Annotated in this window: 19 protein-coding genes; 14 read left to right on the top strand and 5 right to left on the bottom strand. The window is 71.6% G+C overall.

The genetic code is table 11. The features are described 5' to 3' along the window. Window positions 1–63 precede the first annotated feature (63 nt). Window positions 64–1,122 carry an alpha/beta hydrolase gene (locus tag ACZ4VW_RS29235; protein WP_467967539.1) on the bottom strand — a complete coding sequence of 353 codons (1,059 nt, stop codon included), beginning with the start codon at window positions 1,120–1,122 and terminating at the stop codon, window positions 64–66. Window positions 1,123–1,263: 141 nt separating this feature from the next. On the opposite strand from ACZ4VW_RS29235, the gene ACZ4VW_RS29230 reads away from it, so the two are divergent. The 3 genes from ACZ4VW_RS29230 to ACZ4VW_RS29220 are packed head-to-tail and all read left to right on the top strand — an operon-like array spanning window position 1,264 to window position 4,980. Then, a complete protein-coding gene (locus ACZ4VW_RS29230; protein WP_467967537.1) occupies window positions 1,264–3,081 on the top strand; it encodes a serine/threonine-protein kinase in 1,818 nt (605 codons plus the stop codon). Window positions 3,082–3,122: 41 nt separating this feature from the next. Further along, window positions 3,123–4,322: a cyclic dehypoxanthinyl futalosine synthase gene (gene mqnC, locus ACZ4VW_RS29225; RefSeq protein WP_467967535.1), complete on the top strand. Its 1,200-nt coding sequence runs from the start codon at window positions 3,123–3,125 to the stop codon at window positions 4,320–4,322. Between the two features lie 7 nt (window positions 4,323–4,329). Next, on the top strand, window positions 4,330–4,980 hold the full coding sequence (locus ACZ4VW_RS29220; protein ID WP_467967533.1) for an imidazolonepropionase-like domain-containing protein: 651 nt from the start codon (window positions 4,330–4,332) through the stop codon (window positions 4,978–4,980). 112 nt (window positions 4,981–5,092) lie between these two features. Here the strand turns inward: ACZ4VW_RS29220 and ACZ4VW_RS29215 are convergent, their stop codons facing one another. Together ACZ4VW_RS29215 and ACZ4VW_RS29210 are read right to left on the bottom strand one after the other, a co-directional pair. After that, the gene (locus ACZ4VW_RS29215; protein WP_467967531.1) at window positions 5,093–5,911 is read right to left on the bottom strand and encodes a hypothetical protein; all 819 of its coding nucleotides are present in this window, start codon (window positions 5,909–5,911) and stop codon (window positions 5,093–5,095) included. An 8-nt stretch (window positions 5,912–5,919) separates the two neighbouring features. Next, window positions 5,920–6,450 carry a SigE family RNA polymerase sigma factor gene (locus tag ACZ4VW_RS29210; RefSeq protein WP_467967529.1) on the bottom strand — a complete coding sequence of 177 codons (531 nt, stop codon included), beginning with the start codon at window positions 6,448–6,450 and terminating at the stop codon, window positions 5,920–5,922. A 158-nt stretch (window positions 6,451–6,608) separates the two neighbouring features. Here ACZ4VW_RS29210 and ACZ4VW_RS29205 point away from each other — a divergent pair, with 158 nt between their 5' ends. Both ACZ4VW_RS29205 and ACZ4VW_RS29200 read left to right on the top strand, forming a co-directional pair. Continuing rightward, window positions 6,609–7,301 (top strand): demethylmenaquinone methyltransferase, encoded by a 693-nt coding sequence (locus tag ACZ4VW_RS29205; protein WP_467967527.1) that lies wholly within the window; start codon window positions 6,609–6,611, stop codon window positions 7,299–7,301. A gap of 192 nt (window positions 7,302–7,493) precedes the next feature. Next, on the top strand, window positions 7,494–8,777 hold the full coding sequence (locus ACZ4VW_RS29200; protein ID WP_467967526.1) for a geranylgeranyl reductase family protein: 1,284 nt from the start codon (window positions 7,494–7,496) through the stop codon (window positions 8,775–8,777). Here the strand turns inward: ACZ4VW_RS29200 and ACZ4VW_RS29195 are convergent. Next, window positions 8,743–9,753, bottom strand: coding sequence for a helix-turn-helix domain-containing protein (locus ACZ4VW_RS29195; protein WP_467967524.1), 1,011 nt, complete (start codon window positions 9,751–9,753; stop codon window positions 8,743–8,745). The two genes, ACZ4VW_RS29200 and ACZ4VW_RS29195, sit on opposite strands and share 35 nt — an antisense overlap. On the opposite strand from ACZ4VW_RS29195, the gene ACZ4VW_RS29190 reads away from it, so the two are divergent. Next, the gene (locus tag ACZ4VW_RS29190) at window positions 9,752–10,705 is read left to right on the top strand and encodes an NAD(P)-dependent oxidoreductase (RefSeq protein WP_467967522.1); all 954 of its coding nucleotides are present in this window, start codon (window positions 9,752–9,754) and stop codon (window positions 10,703–10,705) included. The two genes, ACZ4VW_RS29195 and ACZ4VW_RS29190, sit on opposite strands and share 2 nt — an antisense overlap. Before the next feature lie 61 nt (window positions 10,706–10,766). Here ACZ4VW_RS29190 and ACZ4VW_RS29185 read toward each other — a convergent pair whose 3' ends face one another. Continuing rightward, on the bottom strand, window positions 10,767–11,591 hold the full coding sequence (locus ACZ4VW_RS29185) for a C40 family peptidase (RefSeq protein WP_467967520.1): 825 nt from the start codon (window positions 11,589–11,591) through the stop codon (window positions 10,767–10,769). A gap of 660 nt (window positions 11,592–12,251) precedes the next feature. Between ACZ4VW_RS29185 and ACZ4VW_RS29180 the strand changes: the two genes are divergently transcribed. The 8 genes from ACZ4VW_RS29180 to nuoH are packed head-to-tail and all read left to right on the top strand — an operon-like array spanning window position 12,252 to window position 21,148. Continuing rightward, on the top strand, window positions 12,252–12,611 hold the full coding sequence (locus tag ACZ4VW_RS29180) for an NADH-quinone oxidoreductase subunit A (protein WP_030494815.1): 360 nt from the start codon (window positions 12,252–12,254) through the stop codon (window positions 12,609–12,611). A gap of 17 nt (window positions 12,612–12,628) precedes the next feature. Further along, window positions 12,629–13,183: a NuoB/complex I 20 kDa subunit family protein gene (locus ACZ4VW_RS29175; protein ID WP_467967517.1), complete on the top strand. Its 555-nt coding sequence runs from the start codon at window positions 12,629–12,631 to the stop codon at window positions 13,181–13,183. Further along, window positions 13,180–13,911, top strand: a complete 732-nt coding sequence (locus tag ACZ4VW_RS29170; protein ID WP_467967515.1) for an NADH-quinone oxidoreductase subunit C — start codon at window positions 13,180–13,182, stop codon at window positions 13,909–13,911. The genes ACZ4VW_RS29175 and ACZ4VW_RS29170 overlap by 4 nt, the downstream gene beginning before the upstream one ends. Beyond that, window positions 13,908–15,230: an NADH-quinone oxidoreductase subunit D gene (locus tag ACZ4VW_RS29165; RefSeq protein WP_467967513.1), complete on the top strand. Its 1,323-nt coding sequence runs from the start codon at window positions 13,908–13,910 to the stop codon at window positions 15,228–15,230. The genes ACZ4VW_RS29170 and ACZ4VW_RS29165 overlap by 4 nt, the downstream gene beginning before the upstream one ends. Then, window positions 15,227–15,970 (top strand): NADH-quinone oxidoreductase subunit NuoE, encoded by a 744-nt coding sequence (nuoE, locus tag ACZ4VW_RS29160; RefSeq protein WP_467967511.1) that lies wholly within the window; start codon window positions 15,227–15,229, stop codon window positions 15,968–15,970. Before ACZ4VW_RS29165 ends, nuoE begins: the two co-directional genes overlap by 4 nt. Beyond that, window positions 15,967–17,319, top strand: a complete 1,353-nt coding sequence (gene nuoF / locus ACZ4VW_RS29155; protein WP_467967510.1) for an NADH-quinone oxidoreductase subunit NuoF — start codon at window positions 15,967–15,969, stop codon at window positions 17,317–17,319. Before nuoE ends, nuoF begins: the two co-directional genes overlap by 4 nt. Beyond that, window positions 17,316–19,796 (top strand): NADH-quinone oxidoreductase subunit G, encoded by a 2,481-nt coding sequence (locus ACZ4VW_RS29150; RefSeq protein ID WP_467967509.1) that lies wholly within the window; start codon window positions 17,316–17,318, stop codon window positions 19,794–19,796. The genes nuoF and ACZ4VW_RS29150 overlap by 4 nt, the downstream gene beginning before the upstream one ends. Further along, window positions 19,793–21,148, top strand: coding sequence for an NADH-quinone oxidoreductase subunit NuoH (gene nuoH, locus ACZ4VW_RS29145; protein WP_467967507.1), 1,356 nt, complete (start codon window positions 19,793–19,795; stop codon window positions 21,146–21,148). The genes ACZ4VW_RS29150 and nuoH overlap by 4 nt, the downstream gene beginning before the upstream one ends. Window positions 21,149–21,162: the final 14 nt, after the last annotated feature.

Below are 21,162 nucleotides of genomic sequence, written 5' to 3'. Positions count from 1 at the left end.
GACCCCGGTGGACCCCCGGCGGCCCGTCGGTTCGGTCCCGGGGGCGGGTGAACCCGCGGGTCCTCAGGAGGACGGGACCGGCGCCGTCATGTGCCGGCTGATCCACTCCATCGACCCCTCGCCCATGCCCCGGATGTACCCCCTGGCGTTGTGCCCGCCGCCCTGGATGACCTGGAGGCGGGTCTTCACCGGGCCCTTGCCGTGGTGCCGCATGAAGGACCTCAGCCGGGGAGCGCCCGACTCCTCCGACCCGATCTGGAACGCCACGTAGACCCGGTTCTCCTCGGTGTCCGGCTTCGTCGCGAGCGCCGCCGCCAGCTTCTCCGGGTTGTTCGCCTGCCGTTCCGCCTCGTGGCCCGCCCAGAGCGGGGAGTCCGGGACGGTGTCGGGGCCGGACGCGATCACGGCCCTGAACCGGTCGGGGCGCTGGAGCACGGCCTTCAGTCCGGCGAAGCCGCCGGAGGACGAGCCCATGAACGCCCAGCCGTCACGGGACGCGAACGTACGGAAATTCGCCCGGACGAAATCGGGCACGTCCTCGGTCAGCCAGGTGCCCATTTTCGGCTGCCCCGGGATATCGCTGCCGTCGTAGTAGAAGTCGTCGTCGGGGTTGAGGACGGGCATCACGACAATGAACGGAAGGCTTTTCCCTTCCCGGGACCACTCGCTGATGCTCGACTGCAGTTTGAGGTCCGTACCCATCCAGTAATTCACCGGATAGCCGTTGCCGCCCGGCAGTGCCACGAGGACCGGGAAGCCGCTCTCGGCGTACTTCGGGTCGAAATACTGCTTGGGGGCCCACACCCACACCTTGCCGGTGAAGCCGGACTTCGCGCCCGCGAGCGTGGTGACGCCGATCTTGGTGCCGTCCTCAAGGGTGTTGGCCGTGGTGAAACTCGCCTTGGGGCCGGTGGGGAGAACCGTTTCGGGGACGCTCGCCCCAGGGGTCCGCGCGCTCCCGGGCGTGCGTCGCGCGTCCGGCTGCTCGGCCCCGGCCGTCGATCGCGGGGTGTCGAACGTGACGGGCGCGCCCTCCCCCGAGCAGCCGCCGACCAGAGCGGCCGTGACCCCGAGCGCGAGGACGGCGGCGAGGATCGCGGGGATCTTGGGGAGGCGTTTCATGGCGGCGACTCCGGGTGCTGGGGGACGCGACGGTGATGACGGAGTGGAGGAGGGACGTGGTGGGGGATCGGTTGGCTGGGTACGGTTCCGAATCGTGGTGATCCGGCCCACGAAGGGCTCCGCGCCGCTCGAAGGGGAGACATGCAGCCGCTCGAAGCAGGCGAACCGAGGACCATCGGTGCCTACCGGCTCCTCGGCCGTCTCGGCGCCGGCGGCATGGGGCGCGTCTACCTCGCCCGCAACGAGGGCGGCCGGACCGTCGCCGTGAAGATCGTGCACCCGCACTTCGCCCTGGACGAGCAGTTCAGGGCGCGGTTCCGGCGCGAGGTGGAGGCCGCCCGGCGGGTCGGCGGTCAGTGGACCGCGCCGGTCCTGGACGCCGACCCGGAGGCGGCCGTGCCGTGGGTCGCGTCCGGGTACGTCGCCGGGCCGACGCTCGCCCGGGCCGTGGAGGCGGTCGGCCCGCTGCCCGAGCACACCGTGCGGACCCTGGGGGCGGGCCTCGCCGAGGCGCTGGCGGGCGTGCACGGCCTCGGTCTGGTTCACCGGGACGTGAAGCCCTCGAACGTGCTTGCGGCCCTGGACGGCCCCCGGCTCATCGACTTCGGCATCGCGCGGGCCCTGGACGGCACGGCCTCGCTGACGGCCAGCGGCGTCTCCATGGGTTCGCCCGGCTACATGGCGCCCGAGCAGATCCTCGGGCACGGGGCGACGGGCGCGTCCGACGTCTTCTCCCTCGGCGCGGTCCTCGTCTACGCGGCGACCGGCACCCATCCCTTCCCCGGCGACACCTCCGCGACCCTCCTCTACAAGGTCGTTCACGAGGAGCCCGAGCTGGGCGCGCTCGAGGGGGACCTGCGGGAACTGGCGGTGGCCTGCCTCGCGAAGGACCCCGAGGCCCGGCCCGCTCCGGCCGCCCTCGCCGCCGCGCTCGCCCCGGACGGCGCGTCGGTGCTCGTGGCGCGCGGCTGGCTGCCGGGCCCGCTGGTGGAGGAGATCAGCAGGACCGCCGTACGCCTCCTGGAACTCGACGCGCGTGCGGGAGCGGACACGGGTGCGGCGCCCGGTGGGTTCGGTGCCGCGCCGGCTCCCGCACCCTTCCCGCCGGCCCCCGCACCCTTCCCTCTTGTGCCCGCGCCCTTCCCCGACCCGAACGTCTCGGGTCCCGTCCCCTTCACCGTCCCCTCGGTGTCGCCCGCCGGCCCCGGCGTGGCCGCGGCCGGCCCGCCGCCGGGAGTCTTCGGCGTCCCGACGGATCCGCCGCCGGGCGTCTTCGGCCCCGGGGCCGTGCCCCCCATGCCCCCCGGCGTGCCAGCGCCCCGCAAGGGGCAGGGCCGTAAGCAGCCGGCGGACGCCACCGGCCGGCGGCAGGTGACCCTCTCCATGGCGGCCGGGCGGCGCGTCAGCTGCAGCGTCGCGCTCGCCGTCGCCGGGGCGCTCGCCGCCGTGACCCTGGGGGCGGGGTACCTCTTCGACCTCGTGCCCGGCGGCCGCAGGGGCGCCGACGCCGGCGGGACCGGTGGGAACACGTCGAGTCCGCCCGCCGCCACCGCGCCCACCAGCGCCCCCGCCGCCGGCTCCGTCCCCTCGGCGTTCCTCGGCACCTGGACCGGGCCCACCACCGAACGCAACGGCTCCCCGCACGGCGACTTCACCGCCGTCGTCACCGCGGGCACCACCGGCGAGGACGTCGTCCGCACCACCCACACGATCAGCGTCCTCGGCACCACCGTCCGCTGCCACGGGATCGGCAAGCTGACCTCCGCCACCGCCACCGAACTGCGCATCGCCGACCGCACCGACCCCGACCGCCCGGGCACCCAGGGCCTCTGCACCGGAGGGACGTCGGCCTTCACCCTGACCCGCAACGCGGACGGCACCCTCGCCTACCGTTCCGAGGAGGAGGCGGCCGGCCGTCCCACGGGCACCCTGCGAAAGTCCCGACAACCCCTGGCGTAGGCTGGCTCGGTCAGTGCAGCACCCTCCGAAGGGACCACCCGGTGACCGAGAAGGCCGACCTTCAGTCCGTCCTCGACCGCGCCGCCGAGGGTGGCCGGATCACCCCCGAGGAGGCGCTCGACCTCTACCGCTCGGCGCCCCTGCACGCGCTGGGCGCCGCGGCCGACGCCGTGCGCCGACGCCGCTACGCGGGTACGGAGCACATCGCGACGTACATCATCGAGCGCAACATCAACTACACGAACGTCTGCGTCACGGCCTGCAAGTTCTGCGCCTTCTACGCGCCGCCGAAGGACACGGCCAAGGGCTGGACCCGCGACCTCGACGACATCCTGCGCCGCTGCGCGGAGACCGTGGAGCTCGGCGGCACCCAGATCATGTTCCAGGGCGGCCACCACCCGGACTACGGCGTCGAGTACTACGAGAAGCACTTCGCCGCCATCAAGAAGGACTTCCCGCAGCTGGTCATCCACTCCCTCGGCGCGTCCGAGGTCGAGCACATGGCCCGGATCTCCAAGGTCTCGGTGGAGGAGGCGATCCAGCGCATCCACGCGGCCGGTCTCGACTCCTTCGCCGGCGCGGGCGCCGAACTGCTCCCGGCCCGCCCCCGCAAGGCGATCGCCCCGCTCAAGGAGAGCGGCGAGCGGTGGCTGGAGATCATGGAGATCGCGCACAACCTCGGGGTCGAGTCGACGTCCACGATGCTGATGGGCACCGGCGAGACCAACGCCGAGCGCATCGAGCACCTGCGGATGATCCGTGACGTGCAGGACCGGACGGGCGGCTTCCGGGCCTTCATCCCGTACACGTACCAGCCCGAGAACAACCACCTCAAGGGCCGTACGCAGGCCACGCTCTTCGAGTACCTGCGGATGATCGCGATCGCGCGGCTCTTCATGGACAACATCGCCCACATCCAGGGCTCCTGGCTGACCACGGGCAAGGAGGTCGGCCAGCTGTCGCTGCACTACGGCGCCGACGACCTCGGCTCCATCATGCTGGAGGAGAACGTGGTCTCCTCGGCCGGCGCGAAGCACCGCTCGAACCGGCTGGAGATCATCGACCTGATCCGCAAGGCGGGCCGCGTCCCGGCGCAGCGCGCCACGACGTACGAGCACCTCGTCGTCCACGACGACCCGGCGAACGACCCGGTCGACGAGCGGGTCGTCTCGCACATCTCGTCCACGGCGATCGAGGGCGGCACCGCCCACCCCGAGCTGAAGCTGCTCAACGCCAACTGAGGCCGCCGTGCTGACGATCCACGCGGCGGAGCTGCTGCTGCCGGGCGGGGGCCGAGCCCCCGTGCCCGGCGGGGCGGTCGCCGTCAGCGGCGCGGAGATCGCGGCCCTCGGCCCGTACGAGGACGTGGCAGCCGCCCACCCGGACGCGCGGACACGGCGCTGGCCGGGCGTCCTGACACCGGGGCTGCGCCAGTGGCACGGGCACTGGCTGCTGACGCGGGTGTACCACCCCGACCCGCGCGAGGCGGAGGCGCTGGGCACCGCCCCGATCTCCGGCCCCGCATTCGACGCGCTCGTTCCGGACGCGGCCCGGATGGCGGGCAGTGTGCGGCGAGGCATCCAGCGGATGCTGGCGCACGGGACGACGCACGTGGGCATCGGGGCCCGGCCCGAGGTGCGGCAGGCCGTCGCGCGAGCCGGGCTGCGGGAGGTTCCGGACGCCCCGTTCCTCGCCCCGCCGGTCTGGGACGGCCCGGACCTCGACCCCTTCGTGGAGGGCCACGACCTGGCGGGCACCGCCCACGGCCCGCTGACCGTGGGTGGACCGGCCGACCTCGCCGCCTTCGACGTGCCCGACGAGGCCGGCCTCCTGGCCCACGGCGCCGCCACCTGCGTGGCCACCGTGCTCGGTGGCCGCCTGGTGTTCCGCCGCCGCTAGAACGGGCCCGCGGTCGTCGGCCCGGGCGTCGGCCCGTCGCAGGCCCGCCAGAAATCCGCCCAGGCGGCCTGCCGAGGGCCCGGCGAGGGCCTGGTGAGGGGTCAGCGAGAGGTCAGCCGCCCTCGATCGAGACCGACTTCGTCTGGACCGGATGTTCGTCGGCGTACCGCACCAGCTCCGTGAAGCGGTCGTCGCGGGCGACGGCGAGCAGCTGAGCCGCCGTCACCGGGGACGAGGCGGCCGCTGCCCCGGCCGTCTTCTCCGAGGGGTCGACGGAGAGGGCCACATGACTGCGGCCGTACGCGAACACGACCATCGCGCTCATGGTGTCGGGTTCGTTGACCGGCATCGTGCGGACCTGCGCGGTGCGGCCCGGGGCGAGGTCCGCCCGCTCGCAGGTCGTCCGCTTGGCCAGGGCACTCCGGCAGGGCGGAAGGGCCTCTCCCTCCGCCGGGCGCACGGACAGGCCCGCCATGAAGTTCCGTCCGCCGGACGTGATCCGGTAGAGGGCCACGTGGCCGTCCACCGGGCGCACGTCCGTCACCGTCGCCGGCAGCAGCTCGTCCAGGAGCGCCGCGGCCTGCTGCTGGAACCGGGCGTGGCGGCTCGCCTCGGCCCCGGTCCGCGGCTCCGGGGGCTTCTGGCCCGGCGTCGGCCGGAGTTGTACGGGAGTGCGGTACACGGAGGGGGAGGCGAGGGGCGGCGCGGCGGGCATCGTCACGTCGCCGCCGGGTCCCGGCAGCGCGGTCAGGCCGAGCGCGGCGGCGGTCACGACGCCGAAGACCCCCCCGACGGCGGCGAGACGGGCCCGGGCGCGCCGCCTGCGGCCCTGGACCATCGCGGCGGGCACGAGGTCGGGGAGCGGCGGGAGTTCCTCGGTCGTACGGTCCATGGCGCTCTTGAGCAGTGTGGTGTCGTCGATGTCGTCCACGGCGTGCCTCAGCTTCCGGTGGCGTGGTGGTCGGTGGCGTAGAGGTGGGCCTCGCCGAGACGGTCGCGGAGCCGCGTGAGCGAGCGCGAGCACTGGCTCTTGACGGTCGCCTCGCTGCAGCGCAGCAGCGAGGCGACGGTCTCCACACTCAGGTCCTCCCAGTACCGCAGGACGACCATGGCGCGGGCCCGGGGCGGGAGCTCGGCGAGGGCGGCGAGCAGGGTGACCCGGAGGTCGGCGTGCTCCGCCGCGGGGGCGGGGGCGAGCCCGCCGGTCCGGGTGAAGGCGAGCAGGTCGCGCAGTCGGCGGCGCCGCTCGGCGAGGAAGGTGCGGGTCAGGACGGTCTTGGCGTAGGCGTGCGGATACTCGGCCGTACCCGCCCGGCGCCAGTGCTGGAACAGCTTGGCGAGGGTGGTCTGGGTGAGATCCCGGGCGGTCTCGGCGTCCCCGCAGAGCAGGTACGCCGTGCGGTACAGCCGCGTCTGCCCGGCGCGGGCGAACTCCTCGAACGCCTCGTCCGAGCCCTGCGGTGCCTGCATCGCGCTCCTCCCTGTCCGGGGGCCGTCCCCCGCTCGCCGACTGTCACCCCTTCTTGAGCGCGCGGCCCCGGGAAAGGTTGAAAGGAAATCTCGACGAATCCGCGGCGGGCCCGGAGGGCTCCCGAAGTCCGTCGTGGGAGGGCTGCCACAATGGCCGGGTGACCCGAGCATCCCTGGACAAGCAGCCGCACGAAGTCGCCTCGATGTTCGACGACGTGGCGGCGAACTACGACCTCACCAACGACGTGCTCTCGCTCGGCCAGGACCGGCGCTGGCGCAAGGAGGTCGCCAAGGCGGTCGACGCCCGCCCGGCCCAGCGGATCCTGGACCTGGCGGCCGGGACGGCCACCTCCTCGCAGCCCTTCGCCCGCGCCGGGGCGTACGTCGTGCCGTGCGACTTCTCGATCGGCATGCTCCAGGTCGGCAAGAAGCGGCACCCGTGGATGCCCTTCACCGCCGGCGACGGGACGAAGCTCCCCTTCCGCGACGACGTCTTCGACGCGGTGACGATCTCCTTCGGTCTGCGCAACATCCAGGACACCGAGGGGGCGCTGCGCGAGCTGTACCGGGTGACGAAGCCCGGTGGGCGGGTCGTGATCTGCGAGTTCTCGCACCCGACCTGGGCGCCGTTCCGCACGGTGTACGAGGAGTACCTGATGCGCGCCCTGCCGCCGGTGGCGCGGGCGGTCTCCTCCAACCCGGACGCGTACGTCTACCTCGCCGAGTCCATCCAGTCCTGGCCGGACCAGCCGACCCTCGCGGGGCTGCTGCAGAAGGCCGGCTGGTCCCGGGTGGCCTGGCGCAACCTGACGGGCGGCGTGGTGGCGATGCACCGGGGCTTCAAGCACTGACCCCCGGGCCCCGGCCGCGGGAATCTCGACGTCGGGCCCCCGGAACCGCGGCTTCGGCCCCCCGGAACCTCGGCGCCGGGGGCCCGGGCCACCGGACGCCCCCGCCGCAGCCCCCGGAACCTCCGCCGAGGCCCCGGAACCTCCGCAATACACTGCAACCGACCTTCCCTCGACCCCCCGGGAGACCCCGCCGTGACCGAGCCCCTCTCCGAGCACAGCGCAGATGTGATCGTCGTCGGGGCAGGCCCGGCCGGCTCCACGACCGCGTACTACCTCGCCAAGGCCGGACTCGACGTCCTGCTCCTGGAGAAGACCGCCTTCCCCCGCGAGAAGGTCTGCGGCGACGGCCTCACCCCGCGCGCCACCAAGCAGCTCGTCGCCATGGGCATCGACATCTCCGAGGAAGCCGGCTGGCTGCGGAACAAGGGCCTGCGCATCATCGGCGGCGGCGTCCGGCTCCAGCTCGACTGGCCCGACCTCGCCTCGTACCCGGACTACGGACTCGTCCGCAAGCGCGACGACTTCGACGAGCAGCTCGCCCGACAGGCGCAGAAGGCGGGCGCGCGGCTGTACGAGCGCTGCAACGTCGGCGCCCCGGTCGTCGACGACCGCACCGGCCGGATCGCCGGCGTGACCGCCAGGCTCGGCGAGGAGAAGCGCGAGGTCACCTTCCACGCGCCGCTCGTCGTCGCCGCCGACGGCAACTCGACGCGGCTCTCCCTCGCCATGGGCCTGCACCGGCGCGAGGACCGGCCGATGGGCGTGGCCGTGCGGACGTACTTCACCAGCCCCCGCCACGACGACGACTACCTGGAGTCCTGGCTGGAGCTGTGGGACCGGCGCGGCCCGCAGGACCGTCTCCTGCCCGGCTACGGCTGGATCTTCGGCATGGGCGACGGCACGTCCAACGTCGGCCTCGGCATCCTCAACTCCTCCTCCGCGTTCCGGGAGCTGGACTGGCGCGAGGTCCTCAAGGCATGGTGCGCCTCGATGCCGGAGGACTGGGGCTTCACCCCGGAGAACATGACGATCCCGATCCGCGGCGCGGCCCTCCCGATGGCCTTCAACCGCCAGCCGCACTACACCAAGGGCCTGCTGCTCGTCGGTGACGCCGGTGGACTCGTCAACCCGTTCAACGGCGAGGGCATCGCGTACGCGATGGAGTCCGGCCAGATCGCGGCCGACGTCATCGTCCAGGCCCACGCCCGCTCCACCCCGGCCCAGCGGGAACTGGCCCTGCACAACTACCCGAAGATCCTCAAGGACACCTACGGCGGGTACTACACGCTCGGCCGGGCCTTCGTGAAGGTCATCGGAAACCCGAAGGTCATGAAGATCGCGACGCAGCGGGGTCTGACCCACCCGGTCCTGATGAAGTTCACGCTGAAGATGCTCGCGAACCTCACGGACCCGACGGGCGGCGACGCGATGGACCGGATCATCAACGGCCTGTCGAAGGTGGCGCCGAAGGCATAGCACCACCGGTGTGGAACGCCCGCCGGTAGTCGCTCGGGGACACCCCGACCGTGCGGGTGAAGTGGCGTCGCAGATTGGCGGACGTGCCCAGGCCGCTCCGTTCGCCGATCAGCTCCACGGGCAGGTCGGTGGACTCCAGGAGGGTCTGGGCGCGGGCCACGCGCTGCTGGAGCAGCCACTGCAGCGGCGTGGTCCCGTACGCCTCCCGCAGCCGCCGGTGGAAGGTGCGCGGGCTCATCCGGGCCCGGCGGGCGAGGTCGTCGACGGTCAGCGGCTCGGCGAGGCGCTCGGTCGCCCACTGCAGGACGGGCCCCAGGCTGTCGCCGTCGCTCGGCGGCAGCGGTGCCTCGATGAACTGGGCCTGACCGCCGGTGCGGTGGGCGGGCACGACCAGGCGCCGGGCGAGCTGCCCCGCCACGGTGGCGCCGAGGTCCCTGCGGACGAGGTGCAGGCACAGGTCGAGCGCGGCGGTGGCGCCGGCGCTCGTCAGCACCGTCCCCTCGTCGGTGTAGAGCACCGAGTCGTCCACGATCACCCCGGGGTGGCGGGCGGCCAGCTGCGCGGTGTGCTGCCAGTGGGCGGTGGCCCGCCGGCCGTCGAGCAGGCCGGCGGCGGCGAGCGCGAAGGCCCCGGTGCACAGGGACACCATCCGCGCGCCGGACGCGGCGGCCGCGCGCAGCGCCTCCACCAGTTCGGCCGGCACCTCCTCGCCGTCCTCCACGACCGCGTCGGGCACCGACGGCACGATCACGGTGTCCGCGCCGACGAGTCCGTCGAGGCCGTGACCGGTCCGCAGCGAGAAGACCCCGGTGTCGCCGGCGTCCCCGCACAGCCGGAGCTCGTACCAGGGGTCGGCGAGGTCCGGATGGGGGATGCCGAAGACCCCGCACGCGAGGGAGAGTTCGTACAGCTCCCACAGCGATGTCCCGACCCGCCGGTCCGGTACGACGGCGATGGCGACCACTCCCGCACCCATGACACCGACCGTACGGCAGGAATCGTGCGGCCCTGGACAGTCCTGCCACTGTCGGCCGGATTCCGCCGCTGCGAGCGTGGAACCCATGAACAAGCCGAACGTCACCGTCATCGGCCTCGGGCAGATGGGCTTCGCCCTCGCCGACGCCTTCCTCGCCGCGGGCCACCCCACCACCGTCTGGAACCGTACGCCGGCCAAGGCCGAACCCCTGGTCGCCCGGGGCGCCACCCGCGCCGCCTCCGTCGCCGAGGCCGTCGAGGCGAGCGACCTCGTGGTGGTCTGCGTCCTCGACCACACGGCCGTACGCGCGCTCCTGGCCCCGGTGGCCGCGTCGCTGCGCGGCAGGGTCCTGACCAACCTCACCAGCGGCTCGCCGGAGCAGGCCCGCGCGGAGGCGGAGTGGGCGGCGGAGCACGGCATCGGCTATCTCGACGGCGCCGTCATGACGACGCCGCCCGGGGTGGGCGACAGCGCCAACGTGATCCTGTACGCGGGCGGGCCGGAGCTCCTCGCCGAACACCGCGCGACGCTGGCCGTGCTCGGCGACCCGGTCGACCTCGGCCCGGACGCCGGCCTCGCGTCCCTCTACGACGCCGGGCTGCTCGGGCTCATGTGGTCGGTCTTCGGCGGCTGGCTCCACGCCACCGCCCTCGCGGGCGCGGACGGGGTCCCGGCCAAGGACTTCACCGCGCTGGCGAACCGGTGGCTGAGGACGGTCTCCTGGTTCATGACGGGGTACGCCGAGCAGATCGACGCGGGGGAGTACCCGGGCGCGGACGCCACGATCGACGTCCAGGTGGCGGCCGTCGGGCATCTGCTGCACGCGGCGGAGGCACGCGGCATCGACAACCGGCTGCCGCGCCTCCACCTGGAGCTGATGCGGGAGGCCGTGGCGGCGGGGCACGGCGGCGACAGCTACGCCAGGATCGTCGAGACGTTCCGGAAGAATTAGGACGAAGCGGCGAAAAGCCGTCTCTCCCCCGAGGAGTGACGGCTTTTCGGCGTACGGATGATCAGAGGATGCGGACCGCGCCCGACGGCGTGTCCCAGTCCAGGGAACGCTCGACGACACCGGTCGACGGGTTCTGCGCGCCGACGTAGTTGCCGCCGCCGACGTAGATCGCCACGTGGTACGAGCCGCTGCGGCTGCCCCAGTAGAGGATGTCGCCCGGCTGCAGGTTGCTCAGCGAGACGGACGTACCCATGGACGACTGCGAGCTGGAGACGCGGGGCAGGTCGATGCCGGCCTGGGCGTAGGCGGCCTGGACGAGGCCGGAGCAGTCCCAGGAGTTGGGGCCGGTGCCGCCGGAGACGTAGGCGTCGCCGACCTGGGCGCGGGCGAAGGCGACGATCGCCGCGGCGGAGCCGGTGGCCACCTGCGAGCCGCTGTCGTACGAGGAGTCGGAGGAGGACGCGGAGAGCGTGGTGCGCGTCGCGGTGCGGGAGGCGCGCTCCTGGGCCGCGGCACGGGCCTTCTCGGCGCGCTCGGCCTCCGCCTTGGCGGCCGCGGCCTTGCGGTCGGCCTCGGCCTTGGCCTTCTTGGCGTCCTGGGCGGCCTTCTGGATGGAGGCGTTCTCCTGGGCCTGCAGGCTCAGGTCGAGGGCCTCCTGCTGGGTCGCCTCGGCCGACGCGGAGACGGCGCTCGCCAGGTCGGTGTCGAGCGAGCCCAGCGTGGGCATCTCGATGGTCTCGGTCACCGGCTCGGCATTCGCCGGCCCGGCGGCACCGGCCACCGCGATGGTGCTGAGGACGCCACCGGCAACTCCTGCCCGGAGCGCGAGCTTCGAGGCGCTGCGGCGGGGCTTCCGGTGGCTGGGTATGTGAGCGGTCTGGGACATGAGTACAACCGCTATCAGGGCTTCACGGTTCCCTTCAAGAAACGTGGGTTGCGCCACAGTTACGTCCGGAACCCCTTAATCCGCTTCTCTGGCACCTTTATTGACGCCGTAACGGACAATCCGGGCAGGGCCTATCAGGGCCTTGATCACGGGTTTTCCGCGAAACGTCCGAATTGACCGCCACTTACCACCTCTTCACACCGTTGGCCAAGCCCCGCTTTCCGGCGGCCCTGCCCGGTGTGGCGCAGGTCACATGCGAGCTCGTGAATGCGTGCACGCGTCCACTCCCGTCCACCAGGGCCCCCGACCGGGCGACGGGCGGTTGCTTTATCACTCCGGTGGCGTCCATCGCCAATTTGCTTGCATGGTCCATCTCTTGATAGGGCGACACCCCTCCGACCAGCGCTTTCCGGTCCGGATGTCACATCTGGTGATCACCTGGGCGCTTCGAGTGCCAAGATCACCGCTCATCCGACTTCATGATCCTTCGTCAGGTGGTGGAGATCACAAACTCCTTGGTGCACCCCGTGTCGCAGATCACAGAGGGGCAGGCATAAGATGCGGGGCAGTCGGGCTTGTGAACTGCCTCACATGGGGGCGATCTTCCACGGCCCGGCCGTGCGGTCCAACGGTCAAGGACGACTGGAAGGAGCGAGGAGCGTGAATGCGTACGCGCCCATCCTCGTGCTCGGTGCCCTGGGTGCGGGGTTTGCGATCTTCTCCGTGGTCATGGCCACGCTAATCGGCCCAAAGCGGTACAACAGGGCAAAGCTTGAGGCGTACGAGTGCGGCATCGAGCCGACGCCCACTCCCGCCGGAGGCGGCCGCTTCCCGATCAAGTACTACCTGACGGCGATGCTCTTCATCGTCTTCGACATCGAGATCGTCTTCCTCTACCCCTGGGCCGTCACCTTCGACGCCCTGGGGCTTTTCGGGCTCGTGGAGATGTTGCTCTTCGTGCTCACCGTCTTCGTCGCCTACGCCTACGTGTGGCGGCGCGGCGGCCTGGAATGGGACTGAGGGGCTGAGGGGCACCTATGGGACTCGAAGAGAAGCTGCCGAGCGGTTTTCTGCTGACGACGGTCGAACAGGCCGCGGGCTGGGTGCGCAAGTCATCCGTCTTCCCTGCGACCTTCGGCCTCGCATGCTGCGCCATCGAGATGATGACGACCGGCGCGGGCCGCTACGACCTGGCGCGCTTCGGCATGGAGGTCTTCCGCGGTTCACCGCGCCAGGCCGACCTGATGATCGTGGCCGGCCGCGTCAGCCAGAAGATGGCGCCCGTGCTGCGGCAGGTCTACGACCAGATGCCGAACCCCAAGTGGGTCATCTCCATGGGGGTGTGCGCGTCTTCGGGTGGAATGTTCAACAATTACGCGATTGTGCAGGGCGTTGATCACATTGTGCCGGTCGACATCTATTTGCCGGGTTGCCCGCCGCGCCCGGAGATGCTGATGGACTCGATTCTCAAGCTCCACCAGAAGATCCAGAGCTCCCCCCTCGGAGTGAACGCGGAGGAAGCGGCCCGCGAGGCGGAGGAAGCGGCGCTCAAGGCCCTGCCGACGATCGAGATGAAGGGTCTGCTGCGATGAGCGACGAGACTCCCAATCCCGACAAGGACCTGAGCGCGCAGAACCTGCCGGGCCAGCGCGGGGACCAGGGCGAGGAGGTCCGCGTCCAGCGCGGGATGTTCGGCGCCCAGAGCGGCGGCGACACCTCCGGCTACGGCGGCCTCGTCCGCTCCGTCCGGCTGCCCGGCCCGGCCGGCCGCCCGTACGGCGGCTGGTTCGACGAGGTGGCCGACGAGCTCGAGGGCGCCCTCGACGAGCAGGGGCTCCTGCCGGAGAACGCGATCGAGAAGACGATCGTCGACCGCGGCGAGCTGACCTTCCACATCGCGCGCGAGCACCTCGTGCGGGTCGCCCGCACCCTGCGCGACGACCCCGCCCTGCGCTTCGAGCTCTGTACGGGCGTCTCCGGCGTCCACTACCCCGGCGACAAGGGCCGCGAGCTGCACGCCGTCTACCACCTGCGCTCGCTCACCCACGGCCGGCTGCTCCGCCTGGAGGTGTCCGCGCCGGACGCCGACCCGCACATCCCGTCCCTCGTCGCGGTCTACCCGACCAACGACTGGCACGAGCGCGAGACGTACGACTTCTTCGGCATCGTCTTCGACGGGCACCCCGCCCTCACCCGGATCATGATGCCGGACGACTGGCAGGGCTTCCCGCAGCGCAAGGACTACCCCCTCGGCGGCATCCCCGTCGAGTACAAGGGCGCCCAGATCCCGGCTCCTGACCAGCGGAGGTCGTACTCGTGAACACCCCCTCTGCCTCCCCCCGGGAGACCACCGAAGGCACCGTCTACACCGTCACCGGTGGTGACTGGGACGAGGTCGTCGAGTCCGCCGCCAAGGCCGACGACGAGCGGATCGTCGTCAACATGGGTCCCCAGCACCCGTCCACGCACGGCGTGCTCCGCCTGATCCTGGAGATCGACGGCGAGACCGTCACCGAGGCCCGTTGCGGCATCGGTTACCTCCACACCGGCATCGAGAAGAACCTCGAGTACCGGACCTGGACGCAGGGCACCACCTTCGTCACGCGCATGGACTACCTCACCTCGTTCTACAACGAGACGGCGTACTGCCTGGGCGTCGAGAAGCTGCTCGGCATCACCGACCAGATCCCGGACCGGGCCACGGTCGTCCGCGTGATGCTGATGGAGCTCAACCGGCTCTCCTCCCACCTGGTGGCCATCGCCACCGGCGGCATGGAGCTCGGAGCCACCACGATCATGATCTACGGGTTCCGGGACCGCGAGATGATCCTGGACCTGTACGAGCTGATCACCGGCCTGCGCATGAACCACGCGTTCATCCGCCCCGGCGGCCTCGCCCAGGACCTCCCGCCCGGCGCCGTCGACGCCGTGCGCGAGTTCGTGAAGACCATGAAGAAGAACCTGCCGGAGTACGACAAGCTCGCCACCGGCAACCCCATCTTCAAGGCCCGGATGCAGGACGTGGGCTACCTCGACCTCACCGGCTGCATGGCGCTCGGCGCCACCGGACCGATCCTGCGCTCCGCGGGCCTCCCGCACGACCTGCGCAAGACCGACCCGTACTGCGGCTACGAGACCTACGACTTCGACATCCCGACCGCCGACACCTGCGACTCCTACGGCCGCTTCCTCATCCGCCTGGAGGAGATGCGGCAGTCGCTCCGGATCGTCGAGCAGTGCCTCGACCGGCTGGCGCCCGGCCCGGTCATGGTCGGCGACAAGAAGATCGCCTGGCCGGCGCAGCTCGCGCTCGGCCCGGACGGACTCGGCAACTCCCTCGACCACATCAAGAAGATCATGGGCACTTCCATGGAGGCCCTGATCCATCACTTCAAGCTGGTCACCGAGGGCTTCCGGGTCCCGCCCGGACAGGTGTACACGGCCGTGGAATCGCCCAAGGGCGAGCTCGGCGCGCACGTCGTCTCCGACGGCGGCACCCGCCCCTACCGGGTCCACTTCCGCGACCCGTCCTTCACCAACCTGCAGGCCATGGCGGCGATGTGCGAGGGCGGCCAGGTCGCCGACGTCATCGTCGCCGTCGCGTCCATCGACCCCGTGATGGGAGGCGTCGACCGATGACGGACGGACACACCAGTCTCGGGATGCCCCAGCTCCCCGCCCCCGACTACCCGGCCGAGGTACGCGCCCGGCTGGAGGCGGACGCCGAGGAGATCATCGCCCGCTATCCGGGGTCCCGCTCCGCGCTCCTGCCGATGCTGCACCTCGTGCAGGCGGAGGACGGATACGTGACCCGCACCGGCATGAGGTTCTGCGCGGAACTCCTCGGCCTCACCACCGCCGAGGTGACCGCGGTGGCCACCTTCTACTCCATGTACCGGCGCAAGCCCTCCGGCGACTACCAGGTCGGGGTCTGCACCAACACGCTCTGCGCGGTGATGGGCGGCGACGCCATCTTCGAGGAGCTGAAGGAACACCTCGGCGTCGGCAACAACGAGACCACCGAGGACGGCAAGGTCACGCTGGAGCACATCGAGTGCAACGCGGCCTGCGACTTCGCGCCCGTCGTGATGGTCAACTGGGAGTTCTTCGACAACCAGACGCCCGAGTCGGCGAAGAAGATCGTCGACGACCTGCGGGCCGGCCGCCCCGTCGAGCCGACGCGCGGCGCGCCCCTGTGCACGTACAAGGAGACCGCCCGCATCCTGGCCGGCTTCCCCGACGAGCGCGAGGGGGCCGTCGAGGCCACCGGAGGGGCCGGCCCGGCCTCGCTCGTCGGGTTGCGTCTGGCCAAGGGCGAGTCCCCGCACCACAAGATCGTCCACCCGCGCGGCGAATCGGCCAGTGGGGAGGGGGAGTGATGACCTTGGCAGCCGAGATCAACAACAGCAGCCCCGAGAAGCTTCTGGCGCCGGTCCTCTCGGCGTTCTGGGACCAGCCGAACTCCTGGACCCTGGAGACGTACCAGCGGCACGAGGGGTACGAGGGCCTGCGGAAGGCCCTCGCCATGACGCCCGACGACCTCATCGCGTACGTCAAGGACTCCGGGCTCCGCGGCCGCGGCGGCGCGGGCTTCCCCACCGGGATGAAGTGGCAGTTCATCCCGCAGGGCGACGGCAAGCCGCACTACCTCGTCGTCAACGCCGACGAGTCCGAGCCGGGCACCTGCAAGGACATCCCGCTCCTCTTCGCCAATCCGCACTCCCTCATCGAGGGCATCGTGATCGCCTGCTTCGCGATCCGCTCCTCGCACGCCTTCATCTACCTGCGCGGCGAGGTCGTCCCCGTCCTGCGCAGGCTCCACGAGGCCGTGCGCGAGGCCTACGCGGCCGGCTACCTCGGCGAGAACATCCTCGGCAGCGGTCTGAACCTCGAACTCACCGTGCACGCCGGAGCCGGCGCGTACATCTGCGGCGAGGAGACCGCCCTGCTCGACTCGCTCGAAGGCCGGCGCGGCCAGCCCCGGCTGCGTCCCCCCTTCCCCGCGGTCGCCGGTCTGTACGCCTGCCCCACCGTGGTGAACAACGTCGAGTCCATCGCGTCCGTTCCCGCGATCCTCAACCGGGGCAAGGACTGGTTCAAGTCGATGGGCAGCGAGAAGTCCCCGGGCTTCACGCTCTACTCGCTCAGCGGGCACGTCGCCTCGCCCGGACAGTACGAGGCCCCCCTCGGGATCACGCTGCGCCAGCTCCTCGACATGAGCGGCGGCATGCGGCCGGGCCACCGGCTGAAGTTCTGGACGCCGGGCGGCTCCTCCACCCCGATGTTCACCGACGAGCACCTCGACGTCCCGCTGGACTACGAGGGCGTGGGCGCGGCCGGCTCGATGCTCGGCACCAAGGCGCTCCAGTGCTTCGACGAGACCACCTGCGTGGTGCGGGCCGTGACCCGGTGGACCGAGTTCTACGCGCACGAGTCCTGCGGCAAGTGCACGCCGTGCCGCGAGGGCACGTACTGGCTCGTGCAGCTGCTGCGCGACATCGAGGCCGGCAAGGGCGTGATGTCCGACCTCGACAAGCTGAACGACATCGCCGACAACATCAACGGGAAGTCGTTCTGCGCCCTCGGTGACGGCGCCGCCTCCCCGATCTTCTCCTCGCTGAAGTACTTCCGCGAGGAGTACGAGCAGCACATCACCGGCCGGGGCTGCCCCTTCGATCCGGCCAAGTCGACCGCCTGGGCGGACAACCACAAGGAGGTGACGGCATGACGGTGACCACGTCGAACCCGGCCGGCGGCGAAGCCGCCCTCCCGCCCGAGGACCTCGTCACGCTGACCATCGACGGCGCCGAGATCTCCGTCCCCAAGGGGACCCTGGTCATCCGCGCCGCCGAACAGCTCGGCATCGAGATCCCGCGCTTCTGCGACCACCCGCTCCTCGACCCGGCCGGCGCCTGCCGGCAGTGCATCGTCGAGGTCGAGGGCCAGCGCAAGCCGATGGCCTCCTGCACCATCACCTGCACCGACGGCATGGTGGTGAAGTCGCAGCTGACCAGCTCGGTCGCCGAGAAGGCCCAGCACGGCGTGATGGAGCTGCTGCTCATCAACCACCCGCTGGACTGCCCGGTCTGCGACAAGGGCGGCGAGTGCCCGCTGCAGAACCAGGCGCTGTCCCACGGGCAGGCCGAGTCCCGCTTCGACGGCAAGAAGCGGACCTTCGAGAAGCCGGTACCGATCTCCCCCCAGGTGCTGCTCGACCGCGAGCGGTGCGTGCTGTGCGCGCGCTGCACCCGGTTCTCCAACCAGGTCGCCGGCGACCCGATGATCGAACTCCTCGAGCGCGGCGCGCTCCAGCAGGTCGGCACCGGCGAGGGCGACCCCTTCGAGTCGTACTTCTCCGGCAACACCATCCAGATCTGCCCGGTCGGCGCGCTCACCTCGGCGGCGTACCGGTTCCGCTCCCGCCCCTTCGACCTCGTCTCCTCGCCCTCCGTCTGCGAACACTGCGCGGGCGGCTGTGCGACGCGCACGGACCACCGGCGCGGCAAGGTCATGCGGCGGCTCGCCGCCGAGGACCCGGAGGTCAACGAGGAGTGGGTGTGCGACAAGGGGCGGTTCGCCTTCCGGTACGCGCAGCAGCGCGACCGGCTGAGCACGCCCCTCGTACGGAACCCCGAGACGGGTGAGCTGGAGCCGGCGTCCTGGCCGGAGGCCCTGGAGGCGGCGGCCCGCGGACTCGTCCGCGGCCGCACCGGCGTCCTGGCCGGCGGACGGCTGACCGTCGAGGACTCCTACGCGTACGCCAAGTTCGCCCGGGTCGCCCTCGACACCAACGACGTCGACTTCCGGGCCCGCGTCCACTCCGGCGAGGAGGCCGACTTCCTGGCCTCCACCGTGGCCGGCCGCGGACGCGACCTGGACGGTCGAGGGGTCACGTACACCTCCCTGGAAGCCGCTCCGGCCGTGCTGCTCGTCGGCTTCGAGTCCGAGGAGGAGGCGCCCGGCGTCTTCCTGCGGCTGCGCAAGGCATGGCGCAAGCACGGCCAGAAGACGTACGCCCTCGCCTCGCACGCCACCCGGGGCCTGGTGAAGGCCGGTGGCACGCTGCTGGCGGCCGCGCCCGGCACCGAGACCGAATGGCTGGACGCCCTCACCTCCCGGGTCGGTCTCGACGAGCCCGGCACCCACGCCGCGGAGGCGTTGCGCCAGGACGGCGCGGTCATCGTCGTCGGTGAGCGGCTCGCCGCCGTGCCCGGCGGGCTGACCGCCGCCGTACGGACGGCGGCCGCGACCGGGGCGCGGCTGGTGTGGATCCCGCGCCGGGCCGGTGAGCGCGGCGCGCTCGAAGCCGGCGCCATCCCGACCCTGCTGCCCGGCGGCCGCCCCGCGACCGACCCACGCGCGCGTGAGGAGGTCGCGGCCGCCTGGGGCGTACGCGAACTCCCGCACGGCTACGGCCGTGACACCGGACAGATCGTCGAGGCCGCGGCCACCGGCGAGCTGGGTGCGCTGCTCGTCGGCGGCGTCGAGGTGCGCGACCTGCCCGACCCGGCACGCGCGCGTGAGGCCCTGGACGCGGCGTTCGTGGTCTCCCTGGAGCTGCGGCCGAGCGAGGTCACCGAGCGGGCGGACGTGGTCCTGCCGGTCGCCGCCGTCGCCGAGAAGGCCGGCACCTTCCTCAACTGGGAGGGCAGGGCACGGCTCTTCGAGGCCGCTCTCAAGCCCGATCAGATGACCCGCCCCCTGCCGCCGACGGACACCCGCGTGCTGCACATGCTCGCCGACGCCCTCGACGTCCACCTCGCCCTGCCCGACCTGCGCTCGGCCCGCCGGGAGCTGGACCGGCTCGGCGGCTGGGACGGCGAGCGGGCCTCCGAGCCCGTCGAGCCCGCGCAGCCCGCGCCCCGGCCTGCCGAGGGCGAGGCGGTCCTCGCCGGACACCGGCTCCTGCTCGACCTGGGCCGCCTCCAGGAGGGCGACCCGGCCCTGGCCGGCACCCGCCACGCGGCGGTCGCCCGCGTCTCGGCCGCCACCGCCGCCGAGACCGGCGTCAAGGACGGCGACCTCCTCGCCGTCACAGGCCCGGCGGGCTCGGCCCGTCTGCCGCTCCAGGTCACCGAGATGCCCGACCGCGTGGTCTGGCTCCCGCTGAACTCCACGGCGGGCGGAGTCCTCTCCGACACGGGCGCCCACCCGGGCGACGTGGTCCGCATCGGTCCCGTGGCTGCGACGGAGGTGCAGGCATGACCACGTTGCTCGCCGCTGAAGACCTCTCCATGTTCGGGACCGACCCCTGGTGGCTCGTCGCGATCAAGGCCGTCTTCTGCTTCGCCTTCCTCATGATCACCGTGCTGTTCTCCATCGTGTGGGAGCGCAAGGTCGTCGCCTGGATGCAGCTGCGCATCGGGCCCAACCGGCACGGACCCTGGGGCCTCCTCCAGTCCCTCGCGGACGGCATCAAGCTGATGCTGAAGGAGGACGTCGTCGTCAAGCGCGCCGACAAGGTCGTCTACATCCTCGCGCCGATCATCGCCGCGGCCCCGGCGTTCATGGCCATCGCCGTGATCCCCTTCGGCCCGGCCGGCAACGAGGTGTCGATCTTCGGACACCGCACGACGATGCAGCTCACCGACCTGCCGATCGCCATGCTGTACGTCCTGGCCATCGCCTCCGTCGGCATCTACGGCATCGTGCTCGCCGGCTGGTCCTCCGGCTCCACGTACCCGCTCCTCGGCGGCCTGCGCTCCTGCGCGCAGATGATCTCGTACGAGATCGCCATGGGCGCCGCGTTCGCCTCGGTGTTCCTCTACTCCGGGTCGATGTCGACCTCGGCGATCGTCGAGGCGCAGGCGGACCGCTGGTTCATCGTCCTGCTGCCGGTCTCGTTCATCATCTACATCGTCACGATGGTCGGTGAGACCAACCGCGCCCCGTTCGACATGCCGGAGTCCGAGGGCGACCTCGTCGGCGGCTTCAACACCGAGTACTCCTCCATCAAGTTCGCGATGTTCATGCTCGCCGAGTACGTGAACATGGTGACGGTCTCCGCCGTCTCCGTGACGCTCTTCCTCGGCGGCTGGCGCGCCCCGTACCCGATCTCGACCTTCTGGGAGGGCGCGAACCACGGCTGGTGGCCGATGCTCTGGTTCGTCCTCAAGGTGCAGCTGCTGCTCTTCTTCTTCATCTGGCTCCGGGGCACCCTGCCCCGCGTCCGCTACGACCAGCTGATGAAGCTCGGCTGGAAGGTCCTCATCCCGGTCTCGGTGCTCTGGCTGATGCTGGTCGCTACCGTCCGCGCCCTGCGGAACGAGAACGTCGGCTTCCAGAACATCGTGCTGTACGTCGCCGGCGCGGTCATCGCCGTCCTCCTCCTCTCCTTCGTCGCGGACATGTTCCGCGACCGGAGGGCGAAGGCCGCCGGGGCCGAGGACGAGCCCCCCTTCGACCCGATGGCCGGCGGATTCCCCGTACCGCCCAAGCCCGGACAGTCACTGCCGCCCGTACCCCGGCGCAGGCCCCGCCACGACCGGGACCTCGTTGTCAGTGGTGGCCCCGATACTGCTACTGCGAGTGAGGGAAAGGAGACGGACGGTGTCTGATTTCCAGAATCCGG

Source organism: Streptomyces sp. NPDC029139 (assembly GCF_055564335.1).
The sequence above is the reverse complement of the archived record's forward strand: the minus strand, read 5'-3'. Positions and strand labels throughout refer to the sequence as shown.